General features: G+C 70.7%; 20 protein-coding genes. 10 read left to right on the top strand and 10 right to left on the bottom strand.

The features are described 5' to 3' along the window. Positions 1-64: 64 nt before the first annotated feature. The 3 genes from ACTIF1_RS25525 to ACTIF1_RS25535 all read right to left on the bottom strand — a co-directional run bounded on the left by ACTIF1_RS25525 (position 65) and on the right by ACTIF1_RS25535 (position 2,056). Positions 65-889, bottom strand: coding sequence for a GNAT family N-acetyltransferase (locus tag ACTIF1_RS25525; protein WP_439599320.1), 825 nt, complete (start codon positions 887-889; stop codon positions 65-67). Between the two features lie 71 nt (positions 890-960). Next, positions 961-1,458: a Fur family transcriptional regulator gene (locus ACTIF1_RS25530; RefSeq protein WP_439599284.1), complete on the bottom strand. Its 498-nt coding sequence runs from the start codon at positions 1,456-1,458 to the stop codon at positions 961-963. 145 nt (positions 1,459-1,603) lie between these two features. After that, complete coding sequence (locus tag ACTIF1_RS25535) at positions 1,604-2,056, bottom strand: MucR family transcriptional regulator (protein WP_439599285.1); 453 nt, start codon at positions 2,054-2,056, stop codon at positions 1,604-1,606. Between the two features lie 152 nt (positions 2,057-2,208). On the opposite strand from ACTIF1_RS25535, the gene ACTIF1_RS25540 reads away from it, so the two are divergent. Further along, positions 2,209-2,466, top strand: coding sequence for a sulfurtransferase TusA family protein (locus ACTIF1_RS25540; RefSeq protein ID WP_439599286.1), 258 nt, complete (start codon positions 2,209-2,211; stop codon positions 2,464-2,466). A gap of 72 nt (positions 2,467-2,538) precedes the next feature. Here ACTIF1_RS25540 and ACTIF1_RS25545 read toward each other — a convergent pair whose 3' ends face one another. Both ACTIF1_RS25545 and tsaB read right to left on the bottom strand, forming a co-directional pair. After that, the gene (locus ACTIF1_RS25545; RefSeq protein ID WP_439599287.1) at positions 2,539-2,946 is read right to left on the bottom strand and encodes a GNAT family N-acetyltransferase; all 408 of its coding nucleotides are present in this window, start codon (positions 2,944-2,946) and stop codon (positions 2,539-2,541) included. Next, the gene (tsaB, locus tag ACTIF1_RS25550) at positions 2,943-3,605 is read right to left on the bottom strand and encodes a tRNA (adenosine(37)-N6)-threonylcarbamoyltransferase complex dimerization subunit type 1 TsaB (RefSeq protein WP_439599288.1); all 663 of its coding nucleotides are present in this window, start codon (positions 3,603-3,605) and stop codon (positions 2,943-2,945) included. The genes ACTIF1_RS25545 and tsaB overlap by 4 nt, the downstream gene beginning before the upstream one ends. Before the next feature lie 102 nt (positions 3,606-3,707). On the opposite strand from tsaB, the gene ACTIF1_RS25555 reads away from it, so the two are divergent. The 6 genes from ACTIF1_RS25555 to ACTIF1_RS25580 all read left to right on the top strand — a co-directional run bounded on the left by ACTIF1_RS25555 (position 3,708) and on the right by ACTIF1_RS25580 (position 9,815). After that, positions 3,708-5,036 (top strand): aspartate aminotransferase family protein, encoded by a 1,329-nt coding sequence (locus tag ACTIF1_RS25555; protein WP_439599289.1) that lies wholly within the window; start codon positions 3,708-3,710, stop codon positions 5,034-5,036. Beyond that, positions 5,037-6,398 carry a hybrid sensor histidine kinase/response regulator gene (locus ACTIF1_RS25560; protein ID WP_439599290.1) on the top strand — a complete coding sequence of 454 codons (1,362 nt, stop codon included), beginning with the start codon at positions 5,037-5,039 and terminating at the stop codon, positions 6,396-6,398. Between the two features lie 94 nt (positions 6,399-6,492). Next, the gene (locus ACTIF1_RS25565) at positions 6,493-7,473 is read left to right on the top strand and encodes a CobW family GTP-binding protein (protein ID WP_439599291.1); all 981 of its coding nucleotides are present in this window, start codon (positions 6,493-6,495) and stop codon (positions 7,471-7,473) included. After that, entirely contained in the window at positions 7,455-8,480 is a 1,026-nt protein-coding gene (locus ACTIF1_RS25570) for a WD40 repeat domain-containing protein (protein WP_439599292.1), read from the top strand. The genes ACTIF1_RS25565 and ACTIF1_RS25570 overlap by 19 nt, the downstream gene beginning before the upstream one ends. Positions 8,481-8,491: 11 nt before the next feature. Then, on the top strand, positions 8,492-9,319 hold the full coding sequence (locus ACTIF1_RS25575; RefSeq protein WP_439599293.1) for an aldo/keto reductase: 828 nt from the start codon (positions 8,492-8,494) through the stop codon (positions 9,317-9,319). Positions 9,320-9,407: 88 nt separating this feature from the next. Continuing rightward, the gene (locus tag ACTIF1_RS25580; RefSeq protein WP_439599294.1) at positions 9,408-9,815 is read left to right on the top strand and encodes a DUF3775 domain-containing protein; all 408 of its coding nucleotides are present in this window, start codon (positions 9,408-9,410) and stop codon (positions 9,813-9,815) included. 1 nt (position 9,816) lies between these two features. Here ACTIF1_RS25580 and nth read toward each other — a convergent pair whose 3' ends face one another. Continuing rightward, complete coding sequence (gene nth / locus ACTIF1_RS25585) at positions 9,817-10,464, bottom strand: endonuclease III (RefSeq protein WP_439599321.1); 648 nt, start codon at positions 10,462-10,464, stop codon at positions 9,817-9,819. 119 nt (positions 10,465-10,583) lie between these two features. Between nth and ACTIF1_RS25590 the strand changes: the two genes are divergently transcribed. Next, positions 10,584-11,081 carry a DUF2244 domain-containing protein gene (locus ACTIF1_RS25590; protein WP_439599295.1) on the top strand — a complete coding sequence of 166 codons (498 nt, stop codon included), beginning with the start codon at positions 10,584-10,586 and terminating at the stop codon, positions 11,079-11,081. Between the two features lie 8 nt (positions 11,082-11,089). Here the strand turns inward: ACTIF1_RS25590 and ACTIF1_RS25595 are convergent, their stop codons facing one another. The 3 genes from ACTIF1_RS25595 to secB all read right to left on the bottom strand — a co-directional run bounded on the left by ACTIF1_RS25595 (position 11,090) and on the right by secB (position 13,867). Continuing rightward, complete coding sequence (locus tag ACTIF1_RS25595; RefSeq protein ID WP_439599322.1) at positions 11,090-11,536, bottom strand: helix-turn-helix domain-containing protein; 447 nt, start codon at positions 11,534-11,536, stop codon at positions 11,090-11,092. 196 nt (positions 11,537-11,732) lie between these two features. After that, on the bottom strand, positions 11,733-13,313 hold the full coding sequence (gene lnt / locus ACTIF1_RS25600) for an apolipoprotein N-acyltransferase (protein ID WP_439599296.1): 1,581 nt from the start codon (positions 13,311-13,313) through the stop codon (positions 11,733-11,735). Positions 13,314-13,351: 38 nt separating this feature from the next. Beyond that, positions 13,352-13,867 (bottom strand): protein-export chaperone SecB, encoded by a 516-nt coding sequence (secB, locus tag ACTIF1_RS25605; protein ID WP_439599297.1) that lies wholly within the window; start codon positions 13,865-13,867, stop codon positions 13,352-13,354. A 150-nt stretch (positions 13,868-14,017) separates the two neighbouring features. Here secB and trpS point away from each other — a divergent pair, with 150 nt between their 5' ends. Continuing rightward, positions 14,018-15,019, top strand: a complete 1,002-nt coding sequence (gene trpS / locus ACTIF1_RS25610) for a tryptophan--tRNA ligase (protein ID WP_439599298.1) — start codon at positions 14,018-14,020, stop codon at positions 15,017-15,019. 83 nt (positions 15,020-15,102) lie between these two features. Beyond that, the gene (locus ACTIF1_RS25615; RefSeq protein ID WP_439599299.1) at positions 15,103-15,312 is read left to right on the top strand and encodes a hypothetical protein; all 210 of its coding nucleotides are present in this window, start codon (positions 15,103-15,105) and stop codon (positions 15,310-15,312) included. Here the strand turns inward: ACTIF1_RS25615 and ACTIF1_RS25620 are convergent. Continuing rightward, positions 15,299-16,213 carry an AEC family transporter gene (locus tag ACTIF1_RS25620; RefSeq protein WP_439599300.1) on the bottom strand — a complete coding sequence of 305 codons (915 nt, stop codon included), beginning with the start codon at positions 16,211-16,213 and terminating at the stop codon, positions 15,299-15,301. The two genes, ACTIF1_RS25615 and ACTIF1_RS25620, sit on opposite strands and share 14 nt — an antisense overlap. Positions 16,214-16,248: the final 35 nt, after the last annotated feature.

Here is a 16,248-nt window from a genome sequence, read left to right on the forward strand (position 1 = left end):
CGGCAAGGTCGATACCTTCCTCGGCGCCATCCGCGCCGCGTAAGGCCCCGAAGGCCGGCCCGGCTCAGCCCGGGCCGGCGGTCCGCTCGTAGTGGCGGAAATACTTGTCGGTGATCAGGTCGGTCTTCACCACGATGCAGACATCGGTGGTGTTGAACTGCTGGTCGATCACCGCGCCATCGCCGACGAAGCCGCCGAGGCGCAGATAGCCCTTCACCAGGGGCGGCAGCGCGCCCAGCGCCGCGCGCATGTTCAGCGAGTCCGCCGGCAGCCGGTCCATGGCGACATGGCGCGCCGGCACCGCGCGCGGCCGCAGCGCCGGGGGCGCCAGGTGATTGGCATGCAGGTAGCTGAGCTGCGGCGCCAGCGCGTCCAGATCCGTCCCGGGCAGGGAGGCGCAGCCGAACATCAGGTCGATCCGGTGGCGGAAGACGAAGGCGGCGATACCGCGCCACAGCAGCTGCAGCGTGCCCCTCGTGCGATAGGCGGTGGCGACGCAGGACCGGCCGAGCTCCATGATCTCACCCTCGAAGGCGAGGAGCGGCGCCAGGTCGTATTCGGCGGCGGAGTAGAAACGGCCCAGCCGGTCCGCGCCCTTGCGGCGGATCAGCCGATAGGTGCCGACCACCGCCTCCGGCCCCTGGCCCAGGTCATGGTCCAGCACCAGCAGGTGGTCCGCCACCGCATCGTATTCGTCGCGGTCGCGCTGGCTGCCGCGGGTCGCGGCATCCGCATGGGCGCCCATCTCCTCGTAGAAGACGCGGTAGCGCAGTGCCTGGGCGGCCTCGATCTCGGCCGCGCTTTCCGCCAGGCGCAGGCCGAGATTGCCGGCGCGCAGTTCCTCGAACCCATCGGCCAGCGCCGCGACCTGCCGCAGATCGGCGGGCATCGGCGCATCGGCCGGCAGGGGGCCGTCCACACTCATGCGAAATCCTTCACGCGTTCACGCCCGCGCGGCCTTCAGCCGCGCGGCTTGCCCGGGCGCGGGGGCCGCGCCGGCGGGGCGGCGGGGGCGCGGCGGCCGAACAGCTCCAGCCGCTGCCCGACCAGGATGAAACCGAGCCGCTTGGCGATGGCCTGTGCCAGCTTCTCATGTTCCGGATCCTCGAATTCCAGCACCTTGCCGGTATCGACATCGATCAGGTGATGGTGGTGGCCCCGATCGGTCGGGTCGTAGCGGGCGCGGCCGCCGCCGAAGTCGCGGCGCTCAACGATGCCCTTCTCCTCCAGCAGCCGGACCGTGCGGTAGACGGTGGCAACCGAGATCTTGGCATCCAGCGTGGCGGCGCGGCGGTACAGCTCCTCCACATCCGGATGGTCCTCGGCCTCGCTGAGGACGCGGGCGATCAACCGGCGCTGGCCGGTCATCTTCAGGCCGCGTTCGACGCAAAGCCGCTCGATCCGCGACGGATCGGGGCGGTCCGCGTCAGCGCGTGTCGGGGCGTCGGAACTCTGCATGTTCGGGCGCGGCACCCTCCGGCGATCCGGCCCCATCGGGCCGGGACGCTATCCATAGCCCCGACCGCGCCGTCAGGCCACCCGGAGGATGCGGGCGGGCCGGACGGAAGGGCGGGTCAGGCTGCGACGCGGCGGCGCCTGGGCCTCAGGCCTCGCGGGCCGCCGCCGCGGCCCGGCCGCGGCCCGGCGGGCGGCCACGCGGCTTGGTGCCGAGGCCGATGCGCTTGGCCAGCGTCGAGCGATGCTTGGTGTAGTTCGGCGCCACCATCGGATAGTCCGACGGCAGGCCCCAACGCTCCCGGTACTGGTCCGGGGTCAGGTTGAAGGAGGTCTTCAGGTGCCGTTTCAGCATCTTCAGCTTCTTGCCGTCTTCCAGGCAGATCAGATACTCGGGCGTCACCGACTTCTTGACCGGCACGGCAGGCTGCGGACGCTCCGTCACCTCCACGACCGGCTGGCCCATGCTGGACAGCGTGCGGTAGACTTCCTGGATCAGGTTCGGCAGATCGGCAACAGCCACGGAATTGTTCGAGACATGGGCCGAGACGATTTCTGCCGTCAGGCCCAACAGGTCGGAATTCGCGGTCGTGTCAGCCATTTTTCTGGTCTCGCCTGCGTCGTCCGGCCGGTCTGGTCCGAATACTTCGCACCAGTGGGACGAGATGTCCTGTGCCGCGACGCTCCACAGGACTATATTGCTTGGAATCGTTCGGATGCAATGTCGTTTGTCGAAGGAATAGGCAGGTTCCGATGAATCTTGTGACAGCGGAAGAAATCCGGCCCGACCAGTCCCTCGACATCACCGGCGAGACTTGCCCGATGACCTTCGTGCGCACCCGCCTGGCGCTGGATCGCATGCAGCCGGGCCAGGTGCTGCACCTGGCGCTGAAAGGGGAGGAGCCGCGGCGCAACGTGCCGCGTACCGCGGCCGAACAGGGCCATGCGGTGCTCTCCGCGACGGAGGCGCCGGATGGCGTGCTGCTGCTGCTCATCCGGAAGAAGGCCTAACCGGCTGCAGAAAAGCAGAGGAAGGCCCTCTCCCCCACTTCGTATGGGGGAGAGGGCTTTTTCCGCAGCCCGTTAAGTCTTCAGGTCCCGCCGCAGCACCAGCGCATCCGCGCCATCCGCATAATAGCGCCGGCGGCGCCCCACCTCGGCGAAGCCCGACCGGGCATAGAGCGCACGGGCCGGCGCATTGCGCTCCGAGACTTCCAGGAACATCGCGGTCGCGCCGCGCAGCACGGCACCCGCCATAGCCTCCGCCAGCAGGGCCCCGCCCAGGCCGGCGCGGCGCTGCGCGGGATGCACCGCCAGGGTCAGGATCTCCGCCTCATCCGCCGCGACGCGGGCCAGCACGAAGCCGGCGCCGGGCCGCAGCAGGCCGAAGGCGCCGGGCAGGTCCAGCATCAGGGCGATGGCATCCGCGCCCCAGGCCTCCCCGGGCGGGAAGGCCGCGGCGTGAAGCGCGGCGGCCGCCTCCGGCGTCATCCGGGCAGCCGCACCGCCGGCGGCTCGACATAAAGTGGCGCGGCGCCGCGCAGCGGGATCGCCCCGGCCAGGCGGCGCAGCGCCACCAGCCCGGCGGCGGAGGCCAGGGGCAGCAGCGCCTCCGTCAGCACCACATCGGCGCCCCGTGCCCGGAGCCGCGCCGCGGCGCCCGGCGCGGCATCGCCCACCAGGGCCACCGGGCCCGGCGGGTCGGGCAGGTCTTCCTCCGCCATCGGCTGCGGCGCGTCCTCCGCCTGCCAGGCGCCGGGGGCGAGGCGTTCCAGCACCAGGCGGCCGCGCCTGGTATCGACCGCCGACCACACGGCCCGCCGGGCGCGCAGCGTCTCCGGCAGGGCGGCGGCCAGTGCCTCCCCGGTCGTGATGCCGACCAGCCGGGCGCCGGCGCCGAGCGCCAGGCCCTCGGCCAGGGAGATCGCGGCGCGCAGCCCGGTGAAGCCGCCCGGACCCACCACCACCGCCACCGCATCCAGCCTCGGCCAAGGGCCGGCCAGGGCGCGCAGCACGCGGTCCGCCATCGGCGGCAGGGCCACCGGCTGCAGCCGGGCGCCATCGGCCACCTCCTCCGCCACCAGGACACCATCGACGAAGCCGGCGGCGGAGCAGCGGGCCAGCGCGCCGTCGAGCACCAGCAGCTTCATGCGCGGCACCACGGCTTGGGATCACCATCTGCGGCGGAGCATGGCCGCGCTTGCCCCCGGGCCCGCCGCTTGCTTTGGTTGCGGTGCAGAAGGACCCCTCCGATGAACGAGATGCAGATTCCGCGTCGCAACAACCTCGACGCGTTCTGGATGCCCTATAGCGACAACAAGTATTTCAAATCCACCCCGCGCATGCTGGCCCGCGCCGAGGGCATGTCCTACTTCACGCCCGAGGGGCAGGAGATCCTGGACGGCACGGCGGGCCTCTGGTGCTGCAATGCCGGCCATGGCCGGCGGGAGATCGTCGAGGCGATCCAGAAGCAGGCCGCGGTGATGGATTTCGCGCCGACCTTCCAGCTCGGCCACCCCATCGCCTTCGAGGCCGCGGCGCGCGTCGCCGAGATGACGCCCGAGGGCATGGACCGGGTCTTCTTCATCAATTCGGGGTCGGAGGCCGCGGATACCGCGCTGAAGATCGCGCTCGCCTATCACAAGGCCCGCGGTGAATCGCAGCGCGTGCGGCTGGTGGGGCGGGAGCGCGGCTATCACGGCGTCGGCTTCGGCGGCATGTCGGTGGGCGGCATCGGCGGCAACCGCAAGCAGTTTTCCGCGCAGCTCCCCTATGTGGACCACCTGCCGCATACCCACCTCCCCGCCCAGAACGCCTTTTCGAAAGGCCAGCCGGAGCATGGCGAGAACCTGGCGGATGTCCTGGAGAACCTGGTCGCCCTGCATGGCGACACCATCGCGGCGGTGATGGTCGAGCCCGTCGCCGGCAGCACCGGCGTCCTCGTTCCGCCCAAGGGCTACCTCGAAAAACTGCGAAAAATCTGCACGAAGCACGGCATCCTGCTGATCTTCGACGAGGTCATCACCGGCTTCGGCCGCATCGGCACGAATTTCGGCGCGGAACGCCTGGGCGTGACGCCGGATATCATGACCATGGCCAAGGGGCTGACCAATGCCGCGGTGCCGATGGGCGCGGTGGCCACCAGCAACGAGATCTATGCGACCATCGTCGATGGCGTGCCCTCCGGCATCGAGCTGTTCCACGGCTATACCTATTCCGGCCATCCCCTGGCCTCGGCGGCGGCCATCGCCACGCTGGAGTTGCACCGGGCGGAGGACCTGCCCGGCCGTGCGCGGGCCATGGAGCCCTATTTCGAGGAGGCGGCGCATGCCATGCGCGGCACGCCCGGCGTCATCGATGTGCGCAACATGGGCCTGATCGCGGGCATCGAGCTGGAGCCGCGCGCCGGCAAGCCCGGCGCCCGCGCCATGGAGGTGTTCCGCAACTGCTTCGACAGCGGCGTGCTGGTGCGCGTCACCGGCGATATCGTGGCGCTGTCGCCGCCATTGATCATGGAGCGGCCGCATGTGGACCGCATCTTCGGCACGCTGTCCGAGGCGATCCGCGCCGTGCCGGCCTGAGTGACCCTGCCCCGCCCCGCCCGGGCCCTGCTGCTGCTCCCGGCCGCAGCCGCGCTGGGCGTGGTGGCGCTTGCGGTGGCGGGGCCTTGGCCGGGTGAGGATTCGGCGCCGATCCTGGCCGGCCTGCTGCTGCTGCAGGCGGCGGCCGCGCTGGGCGCCGCCTGGGCCTGGCGCCGCAGCGCCCGCCAGGCGGCGGCGGATCTGGCGGAATGCACCCGGCGGGCGGAGGCCGAGGCACAGCGCCAGGCCGATGGGCTGCGCACGCAGATACTCTCCACCGCGGCGCATGAGGTGCGCACGCCGCTCAGCGGCATCGTCGGGCTGCTGGAGCTGGTGCTGGAGCAGCCGGGCCTGCCGGCGGCGGCGCGGGTCGATGTCGCGGCCTCCCGCCAGGCGGCGCTGGACCTGATGACGGTGCTGCGCGACCTGATCGAGGTGCCGGGCGCGGCCCTGCCGCCGCTGGCCGACCTGCCGTTTCGCGTCGACGAGCTGATGGAGCAGGTGGTGGCACTGCTGCGGGCCCGCGCGACAGCGCGGGGCAACCGGCTGGCCGTGGCGGTGGCCGCCGGCACGCCGCCCGCCTGGCGCGGCGACCCGCCCCGCATCCGGCAGATCCTGACCAATATGGTGGCCAATGCCATCCGCTTCACCGAGGGCGGAGAGGTGCGGATCGAGGCGCGGCAGAATGCGCAGGGCGCGCTGGAGCTGTCGGTCTCCGACACCGGGCGGGGCATCGCGGCGGAGCGTGTGGCCACGCTCTTCGACCGGTTCCAGGACAGCGACGGCGGCACCGGGCTCGGCCTGTCCATCTGCCGCGACCTCGCCGCGCGCATGGGCGGGCGGATCGAGGTGCAGAGCGCGCCCGGGCGCGGCAGCAGCTTCACCGTCACCCTGCCGCTGCCGCAGGTGGCGGAGGCGCTGGTGCCGGCCGCACCCGCGCCGCCGGATGCGCCGCCGTCGCCCACCCCGGCCCGCCCCGGGCCACCGGTGCTGGTGGTGGATGACGTGCCGGTGAACCGCCGGCTGCTCGGCACGCTGCTGGCCCGCGCCGGCTATGCGCATGAGGAAGCGGCGGATGCCGCCACCGCGCTGGCGATGATGCAGACCCGGCCCTATGCCGCCGTGCTGATGGACCTGCACATGCCGGGGATCGATGGGCTGGAGGCGACGCGGCGGCTGCGCGCCCTGCCCGGGCCGGCGGGACGGCTGCCGGTGCTGGCGGTGACCGCCCAGGCGGAGGCGCAGGGAAGGCAGGCGGCGCAGGCGGCGGGGATGGATGCCTATCTGGTGAAGCCGGTGGCCATGGCGGAGCTGGCCCGGGCGCTGGAGGAGGCGGTGCGCGGCCGCGCCGTCCGGTCCTGAAGCCGCCCGCCGTACCCAGCCTTGCAGGCGGCACGGGTAGCGGCCGGCGGCAATCCCATATATGCGCCCAACCCGATCCCGGAGACCGCCCCCGATGTCCGACGCATCCCCCGCCCCCGTCCCCGTCACCGTGCTCACCGGCTATCTCGGCGCCGGCAAGACCACGCTGCTGAACCGCATCCTGTCGGAGAATCACGGCCGCAAATTCGCGGTGGTGATCAACGAGTTCGGTGAGCTCGGCGTGGACAACGACCTCGTGGTGGATGCTGACGAGGAAGTCTTCGAGATGAACAACGGCTGCATCTGCTGCACCGTGCGCGGCGACCTGATCCGCATCATCGGCGGGCTGATGAAGCGCAAGGGCCGCTTCGACGGCATCATCGTGGAGACCACGGGCCTGGCCGACCCCGCCCCGGTGGCGCAGACCTTCTTCGCGGACGAGGATGTGAAGCGTGCCACGCGGCTGGACGCCATCGTCACCGTGGTGGACGCGAAGCACCTCTTCGCGCGCCTCGACGACAGCAAGGAGGCGCAGGAGCAGATCGCCTTCGCCGATATCATCGTGCTGAACAAGATGGACCTGGTGACGGCCGAGGAGGCGGAGGCGGTGGAGCGCCGGATCCGCGGCATCAACCCCTATGCCGAGATCCGCCGCGCCACGAAGTCCGAGGTGCCGATCGATTCCGTGATCGGCCGCGACGCCTTCAACCTGGCGCGCATCCTGGAGCGCGACCCGGAGTTCCTCTCGGGCGAGGACGACCACACCCATGACGACGCGGTGATGAGCCTGTCCTTCGAGGTGTCCCGCCCGCTGGACCCGGAAAAGTTCAATGCCTGGATCAGCGAGCTGCTGCAGAAGAAGGGCCAGGACCTGCTGCGCACCAAGGGCATTTTGTCATATGCCAATGACGACCGGCGCTTCGCCTTCCAGGCGGTGCATATGATCGCCGACGGCGACTATATCGGGAACTGGAAGGACGGCGATCCGCGGCGGTCCAAGATCGTCTTCATCGGCCGCGACCTGAACCGCCCGCAGCTGCGCCGCGGTTTTGAGGCATGCCAGGTGCCGGCCTGATGGCAGGCGTCTCGGAAGCCGATTTCCTGCTGGCGAGCCGCGGCGCGGCGGAGGAGCTCGGCGCCTGGGTGGTCGCGGCGATCTTCGATCGCGCGGGGGTACTGGGTTTCGCGCTGGCGGATGGCACGGTGCGAATCGGCGACAAGGCGGTGGCGGCGCATGACGGCGCCATCCTCTCGGCCTGCGCCGATGCCAAGGGCGGCTTCCTGACCGGCGGCGACGATGGCCGGCTCGTGCACACCGCGCCTGACGGCACGGTGACGGTGGTGCAAAAGTTCGGCAGCAAGTGGGTGGACCATGTGGCCGCCCATGAGTCGGGCGTGCGGGCGGCCTCGGTGGGCAAGGTCGCGCATGTGCTGGATGCGGCGGAGGCGGTCGCGAAATCGCTGCCGCATCCCTCCTCGGTCGGCGGGCTGGCCTTCGATGCCAAGGGCAAGCGGCTGGCCGCCAGCCACTACGGCGGCGCCTCGCTGTGGTTCGTCGGCGCCAAGGAGGACAAGGCTAAGGTCCTGGAGTGGAAGGGCAGCCATCACGCCATCGCCTTCAGCCCGGACGGCACCCATGTGGTGACCGCCATGCAGGAAACCGCGCTGCATGGCTGGCGGCTGGCGGATGGCCAGCACATGCGGATGTCCGGCTATCCCGGCAAGACGCATTCCATCGCCTTCAGCAGCCGCGGCCGCTGGCTGGCGACGAGTGGCGCGGAATCCGTGGTGCTCTGGCCCTTCTTCGGCGGCGGCCCGATGGGCAAGGCGCCGACGGAACTCGCCGGCGGAGACGAGGTTCTGTGCAGCGCCGTCGCCTTCCATCCGCAGCATGAAGTCGTGGCCGCCGGTTTTGGCGACGGGCTGGTGCTGATGGCGGAAGTGGCCAGCGGCAAGGTGGTGCCGGTGGCGCCGCCGCGGGGGTCGGGCATCACCAGCCTCGCCTGGAACGCCACCGGCACGCGGCTGGCCTTCGGCACCGAGGCGGGTTTTGCCGGCTTCGTCGACCTTTCCAAGCGCTGAGGAAGATGCGCATGCCCATGCAAGTGATCGAGACGCCGACCATCCGCATGCCGCGCCTCGGCCTCGGCACCTGGCCGATGAAGGGCGCGGAGTGCACGGCGGCGGTCGAATCCGCCCTGTCGCTCGGCTACCGCCACATCGACACGGCCGAGATGTACGGCAATGAGGAGACGGTCGGCCTCGGCCTCGCCGCCTCCGGCCTGCCGCGCGAAGAGATCTTCCTCACGACAAAAATCTGGAACGACAAGACGAATGGCGCGGCGATCCGCACCGCCTTCGATGCCAGCCTGAAGCGCCTGGCGACGCCCTATGTCGACCTGCTGCTGATCCATTGGCCGAGCCCGGAGCTGGACCTGCCGGATGCCCTGGCCGGCCTCGCCGCGATCCGCGCGGAGGGCCGCGCCAAGGCCATCGGCGTCTCCAACTTCCCGCCGAAGCTGCTGCAGCGGGCGATCGATTGCGGCGTGGGCCTGGCCTGCCTGCAGGTGGAATGCCATGCGCTGCTGGACCAGTCGAAGCTGCTGGAGATCTGCCGGGCGAATGGCATGGCGCTGACCGCCTATTCGCCTCTCGGCAAGGGCAATGCGCCCAACGAGCCCGCCCTGCAGGCGATCGCCCAGAAACATGGGGCGACGGCGGCGCAGGTGGCGCTGGCCTGGCTGCTCGCCCAGCCCGGCATCGCCATGGTGCCGAAGGCGGCAAGCCCAGCGCGGCAGGCCGAGAACCTGGCGGCGCTCGACCTCAAGCTGGATGCGGCGGATCTCGCCGCCATCGCGGCGCTGCCCAAGGACCGGCGCTTCGTGAATCCGGCCATGGCGCCCGACTGGGTGAATGGCTGAGGTTTTTTGACACGTTTTTTTCGGGGGCGGGCTTGGAACCGAACCCGCCCAAACATTCTAATTCCTGCGTGACGAAAAGGGGCATCCCATGGCGGAGCCATCGGAAGACGATCTCGACCTGGGCATCAGCCTGGAACTGGTGGCGACGCTGGTCGACCACGCCCGGGCCGTGCAGGGCACCGAGGTGGTGGACCTCGATGCCGATGAGGAGCCCGACGCCGATGCCGGCGAGGCCGAGGACGAATTCGACGAGGACAGCCTGCGGGCGGCGATCCTCGCCCTGAACGACGATGAGCAGGCGGCGCTGATCGCGCTGGTCCTGGTCGGCCGCGGCGATTTCACGGCGGAGGAATGGGAGGAGGCGCTGGCCCAGGCGGCCGAGCGCGACAATGGCGAGGATGCCGCCGAGATGCTGCTCGGCATCGACAATTTCGGCGACCTGCTGGCCGAGGGCGTGGCGGCCTTCGGGCTGTCGATCGAGGATATCGACCGGTAGCCTATCTGACGGGCGGCGCCAGGACCTTGGCCGGGTAGTTGCAGAAGGCCAGGGCCGGGCAGCGCCAGCATTCCGGGGCACGCGCCTTGCAGCAGTAGCGGCCGTGCAGGATCAGCCAGTGATGCGCATCCCGCAGCATATCGGGCGGGCAGCGCTTCACCAGCCCATCCTCCACCTGCCGCGTGGTCTTGCCCGGCGCCAGGCCGGTGCGGTTGCCCAGGCGGAAGATGTGCGTGTCCACCGCCATCGTCTCCTGCCCGAAGGCGACGTTGAGGACGACATTCGCGGTCTTGCGGCCGACGCCGGGCAGCGCCTCCAGCGCCGCGCGGTCGTTCGGCACCTCCCCGCCGTGGCGGTCCAGCAGCAGCTGGGACAGCGCCACCACGTTACGCGCCTTGCCCTGCCACAACCCGATCCGGCGGATATGCGGCGCCACCCCCTCCACCCCGAGGGCGACCATGGCGGCGGGCGTGGCCGCGGCCTCGAAGAGGGTGGCGGTGGCCTTGTTCACCGCCACATCGGTGGTCTGGGCGGAGAGTGCCACCGCGACCAGCAGCGTATAGGCATCCCGAAAATGCAGCTCGGTTTCCGGGGCGGGGTTCGCTGCCGCCAGGGCGCGCAAGAAGGCCTCGGCCTGGGCGCGGTTCATGGCGCGGGCCTTGCGGATGCGCGGCGCGGCGGCGGGGCGGGTCGCAACCTTGCGCTTGGGTGCGGGTTCTGATTTTTCAGGCATGGCGGAACGCCAGCCCTACCCCATAGTGAAGCAGGATGTCAGCCACCCCGATCCTGTTCGAAGCCATCAGCACCCCGTCGCAGAGCCTTTCGGCGCGGGGGATGCGGCTGCTCTGCCTGTTCTCGGCCGCCGGCGCGGCGGTGCCGGGCGGGCTGTTCCTGGTGCTCGGCGCCTGGCCCGTGCTGGGCTTCCTGGGCGTGGAGGTGGCGCTGGTGCTGGGGCTGGTCGCGCTGCACCGGCGCTGGAGCGCCCGGGCGCGGGAGGTGGTGCAGCTGACCGAGACGGACCTGCGCATCGTCACCGCCAATGGCCGGGGCGGGCGGCGGGAGACGGTGCTGCAGCCTTATTGGACCCGCGTGACGCTGGAGGAGGTGGCCGGCGGGGTTGCACGCCTCAGCCTCGTGCAGCGCGGCCGGCGGGTGGAGCTGGGGGTTTTTCTCTCAGACGCGGAGAAACGGGACCTCGGCGAGGCATTGCGGACGGCTCTGCACCGCTACCGCAGCCCGGAATTCGACAACCCCCAGTTGCGCTGACGCGACCGCTATTCGGTGGGGGTCAGGCTCTTGATCAGGTCGAAAACCCGCTTGCGGACGGAGGCATCGGTGATCCGGTAATAGGCGCGGACCAGCTCCAGCGTCTCCCGCCGATGCAGGGTATCGTCCTCGAATCCGTCCTGCTGCTCCTGGAATCCGGTGAAGCGGCGGTTGCCCTGGCTGCCGCCCATCTCGGGCGGCATGTCGTCGAAGAAGAAGCCGATCGGCACGTCCAGGACGCGGGAGATGTCGAACAGCCGGCTGGCGCCGATGCGGTTCACACCCCGCTCATACTTCTGAACCTGTTGAAAGGTCAGGCCCAAGGCCTCACCCAGCTTCTCCTGGCTCATGCCGAGGAGAGTGCGGCGCAGTCGCACCCGGCTGCCCACATGAACGTCGATCGGGCTCGGGCGGTGCTCCCGTTCCGTACGTTCGACCACGTCATCGCTCGGAATGGCCAACACTCGCACTCCACTCCAGGGAAGTTCATGTCCACCCGTTCAGGGGGCCATCCTGGCCTGGGCGGAGCCGATGCGGGCGGGGCGAAACACCTCGGACCGGCGGCCGCACCAAGGGGTATCCGCGTGGTTATGATTTGTCAACTCTTTTGAGAAATCTCAATAAAGCTCCCACACCCCCTGATGCGGATGATCAGGGAGACGAACCTCCACCACGCGATGATCCTCGCGAAAGCGAACCGTAGGTTGAGCCCGTTGATACCAGAACGAGTAAAAGAATCGGTATCCACAATCCGAGATTGGCGAAAGGCGTCGCCGGCGCCGGGCGCGGCAGGGGGGCCACAACCACCCCCGTCTCGGCCAGACCCATCCGCGCCACCACCCGGCCACGCGCATCGAAGACGGCGGAAATGCCGGTCTGCGCCGCGCGCACCAGCGGCAGCCCCTCCTCCACCGCGCGCAGCCGCGCCGCGGCCAGGTGCTGGTGCGGGCCGGCGGAGACGCCGAACCAGGCATCGTTGGTGATATTGACCAGGAAGCCCGGCCGCGCCGCCGGCGTCACCGCGCCGGGGAAGATCACCTCGTAGCAGATCAGGCTGCCGAAGGCCGGCAGGCCCGGCAGGCTGATGGCCCGCAACGCCGGGCCCGCGGAGAAATCCAGCGCCGAGAGTACCAGGCGGATCGGCAGCAGGCCGCGCAGCGGCGTGTATTCGCCGAAGGGCACCAGGTGCACCTTGTCATAGGCATCCAGCACCGCGCCTTGCGCATCCAGCGCCACCAGGCTGTTCCAGACGCGGCTGGCGCGACCATCGGGCGCGAATTCGGCCCGCACGCTGCCGGCCAGCAGCAGCGCGCCGGGCGGCAGCGGCGCCGTGGCCATCTCCGCCGCACGGGGGTCGCTGGCCAGCAGGAAGGGGCTGGCGGTTTCCGGCCAGACGGCGACGATGCGGTTGCCCGGGGCTTCCTGCGCCGCGGTGCGGATGCCGCCGGCGGTCAATTCGATATAGCGCTGGAAGATCGGCAGGCGGGTGTCTTCCCGCCATTTCGCCTCCTGCGCCACATTCCCCTGCACCAGCACCATGGTGACGGGTTCCGGCTCCGGCTCCGCCGGCCAGAGGCGGATGAGGCCGATCCCGGCGAAGGCGAGCAGCGCCAGGCCGCCGCCGATCCAGCCGCGCCGCCCGGCCAGCGGCGCCAGCGCCAGCAGGACGGTGGCCAGCGAAAGCCCATGCACGCCGATCCAGGCGGCAGATTGCACCGGCAGGCTGGCAAAAGCCCAGACGGTGCCGATCAGGTTCCAGGGAAAGCCGGTGAAGACCACGCCGCGCAGCAGCTCCGCCGCCAGCCAGGCGGCGGCGAAGGCGAGCGCGGCGGGCCAGCCGGGGCGGGCCCAGCGGGCGGCCAGTGCCGGCAGGATGGTGAAGGCCCCCAGCGGCAGGGCCAGCGCCGGCACCGCGATGGGCACCAGCCACCAGAAGCGGTCCACTTCGGTGAGGATGGCGTTCGTCAGCCAGTGCAGGCCCGCGACATGGAAACCCCAGCCCCAGGCCAGGCCGATCAGCGCCGCGCGCCGCGCCGTGGGTGCGGCGGTGACCATCAGGAAGAGGCCCGGCAGGGTCAGCAGCAGCACCGGCACCAGATGCACCGGCGGCAGGGCGAGCGCGGTCGCGGCGCCCAGCCCGAAGGCGGTGGCCAGGGCCCGCCAGAAGCCGGGCCCCGCCACCCGGCCGAGCAGCGCCGCGCGCCAGCGGCCGGGCGTGGCAAGGCGGCGCACCAGCCCGGTGCGCACCGCCGGCGCGGGAGGCCTGGTCTTCAGGCGACGCCGACCGGCGCCTGCGTGGCGGCCTGGGCGCCCGGCCCACGCCGGCTCTGCCACAGCGCCACGAAGTCGATCGGTGCCAGCATCACCGGCGGGAAGCCGCCGTCACGGGTGATATCGGCCAGGATGTTGCGGGCGAAGGGGAAGAGCAGGCGGGGGCATTCCACCAGCAGCACCGGCTCCAGGTGCTGCTGCTCCACATTGATGGTGAAGACGCCGCAATAGACCAGCTCGGCGATGAAGCAGGGGGTCTCGCCCACCTTGGCGTCCGCCCGGATCTGCAGCGAGACCTCGAAGACATTCTGGCCTTCCTGCACCGGGCGGGCCTGCACATCCAGCGCCAGGTCGACCCGCGGCTGCTCGCGCAGCGTCACATAGATCTCGGGCGCGCCCGGCACCTCGAAGGACAGGTCCTTGGTGTACTGGATGTTCAGCTGCAGCGGCGGCGGCGAGGCCTGGCCGGCATCGCCGTTCGGGATGGGGGAGGAAGGGGCGTTCAGGTCGGACATCGGGGGTTCCCGCTCAAGCGAAGATCGGCTGCCGCCCGGCTACCACGGGTGCCCGCGCCGGGCCAGGGTGGCCGGGCCGGGCGGGTATCACGCCTTGACGTGCGCGGCCCAGGCTTCAAAACGGTCCCCGCCCAAGCAGAGTGCAAACCGATGATCCGCGTGTTTTCCGGCATCCAGCCGTCCGGCGTCCCCACCCTCGGCAACTATCTCGGCGCCATCCGCAACTGGGTGCCGATGCAGGACACGCATGAGGCGATCTTCTGCGTGGTCGACCTGCATGCCATCACCGTCTGGCAGGACCCGAAGGAGCTGGCGCGCCAGACGCGGGAGATGGCGGCAGCCCTGATCGCCTGCGGCCTGGATCCGGCCCGCTGCACCCTGTTCATCCAGAGCCATGTGCATGCCCATACGCGGCTCGCCTGGATCTTCAACTGCGTCGCCCGCCTCGGCTGGCTGAACCGGATGACCCAGTTCAAGGACAAGGCCGGCAAGGACCGGGAGGCTGCCTCGGCGGGCCTCTATGTCTATCCGAACCTGATGGCCGCCGACATCCTGACCTATCACGCGACCCAGGTGCCGGTGGGCGATGACCAGCGCCAGCACCTGGAGCTGGCCAATGACATCGCCCAGAAATTCAACCACGACTACGAGGTGGATTTCTTCCCGAAGATCGAGCCGCTGATCCAGGGCGTCGCCGCCCGCGTCATGTCGCTGCGCGACGGCACCAGGAAGATGTCGAAGTCGGACCCCTCCGACCAGTCGCGCATCAACCTGACCGACGACCCCGACGCCATCCAGCAGAAGATCCGCAAGGCGCGGACGGATGCCGAGCCGCTGCCCGGCCAGGTGGCGGGGCTGGAGGCGCGGCCGGAGGCGCGCAACCTGGTCGGCATCCTCGCCGCCATCACCGGCACCACGCCGGAGGCCGTGCTGCGGGAGCATGAGGGCAAGGGGTTCGGCGCCTTCAAGGAGGTGCTGGTGGCCGCCCTGGTCGGACATCTCGACCCGATCCGGAAGGAGATGGCCCGGCTGCTGGACGACCCCGCGGCGCTCGACGCCCAGCTGCGCCTGGGCGCAGATCGGGCGGAGGCAATCGCGGCGCCGATCTGCGCCCGGGCAGAGGAGATCGTGGGGTTCCTGCCGCGGCGGTAGGCGCCGCCGATCGCCGCCATCGGCACTTTCTTGTTTCGTCGTCGCACCGGCGCCGCCTATCCTGGCGGCGAGGAGTGATGCCGATGAAGCCACCGCTTTCCCAACCCGAGCCGCTTCAGGATGCCGACCTCACCCCCGTGGTCGGCGGGGCGGGCGTGCAGGTCGCCGCCTACGATCTCGATGGCGATGGGGTTCCGGATACCATGCCCCAGGGATACGAGCCGCCGGAGGATACCGAGATCCCGCCCGGCGCTCCGCCCCTGGGCCCGGCCGGCGGCGTCAGTATCGGCTGAGCAGCCAGACCCAGACCGGCAGGGTGAGGATGGAGACCGCGTGCTCGCAGGTGGTGATGGCCGCCATCAGCGGCGCGTCGCCGCCCATGGCACGCGCCATCACATAGCTCGTCGCCGCCGTCGGCAGGGCCATCAGCAGCACGGCGATTGCGGTGGGCAGCGGGTCCAGCCCCAGCAGGCGGGCCAGCGCCAGGGTCATCAGCGGCACCACCGCCAGCTTCAGCACCGCGGTCGCCGCCTGCACCAGCGGCCGGTCGCCCAGCCCCTTCAGCGTCAGCGCCGCGCCCACGCACAAAAGCCCCAGCGCGACGGAGGCCTGGCCCAGCGCCCGCACCGCCGGCTGCAGGCCGGGCGGCAGCCCGCCGAGCACGGAGAGGGCAAAACCCAGGGCGCAGGCGATGATCAGCGGGTTCAGCAGCACCTGCTTCGCCAGCCGCCCCGGCCGAACCCTTCCCTCTCCGCCCAAAGCGAAGACCAGGGTTGTGATGGTCTGCACCATCGGCACGATCAGCCCGGTGCAGATGGCACACAGCGCGATCCCGGGCGCCCCCCAGATGGCCCCCGCGATGGCGAAGCCCATCAGGTTGTTGAAGCGGATGCCGCCCTGCAGGATGGAGGTGGTGGCCGGATGCGCCGCGCCGAAGGCGCGCGCCAGCAGCAGCGACAGCGCCGTGCCGGCCAGCAGCGCGCCCCAGATGGACCCGGCCAGCCCGCCCACCGGCAGTTCCGCCAGACGCATGGTGGACAGCGCCGTGACGATCAGGCTGGGCAGCAGCACCCAGAAGACCAGCTTCTCGATCCCCGCCCAGATTGCATCCTCGCGCAGCAGGCGCCGGCGCAGCAGCGCGCCCAGGGCCAGCAGGCCGAAGACCGGCACGAAGGCGTCGAGCCAATGGGTCATGACGTGCGAATCATCCGGTCGGGCAGGCGGCCATC

The sequence above is a fragment of the Falsiroseomonas sp. genome (assembly GCF_051860665.1).
Taxonomy (GTDB): domain Bacteria; phylum Pseudomonadota; class Alphaproteobacteria; order Acetobacterales; family Acetobacteraceae; genus Falsiroseomonas.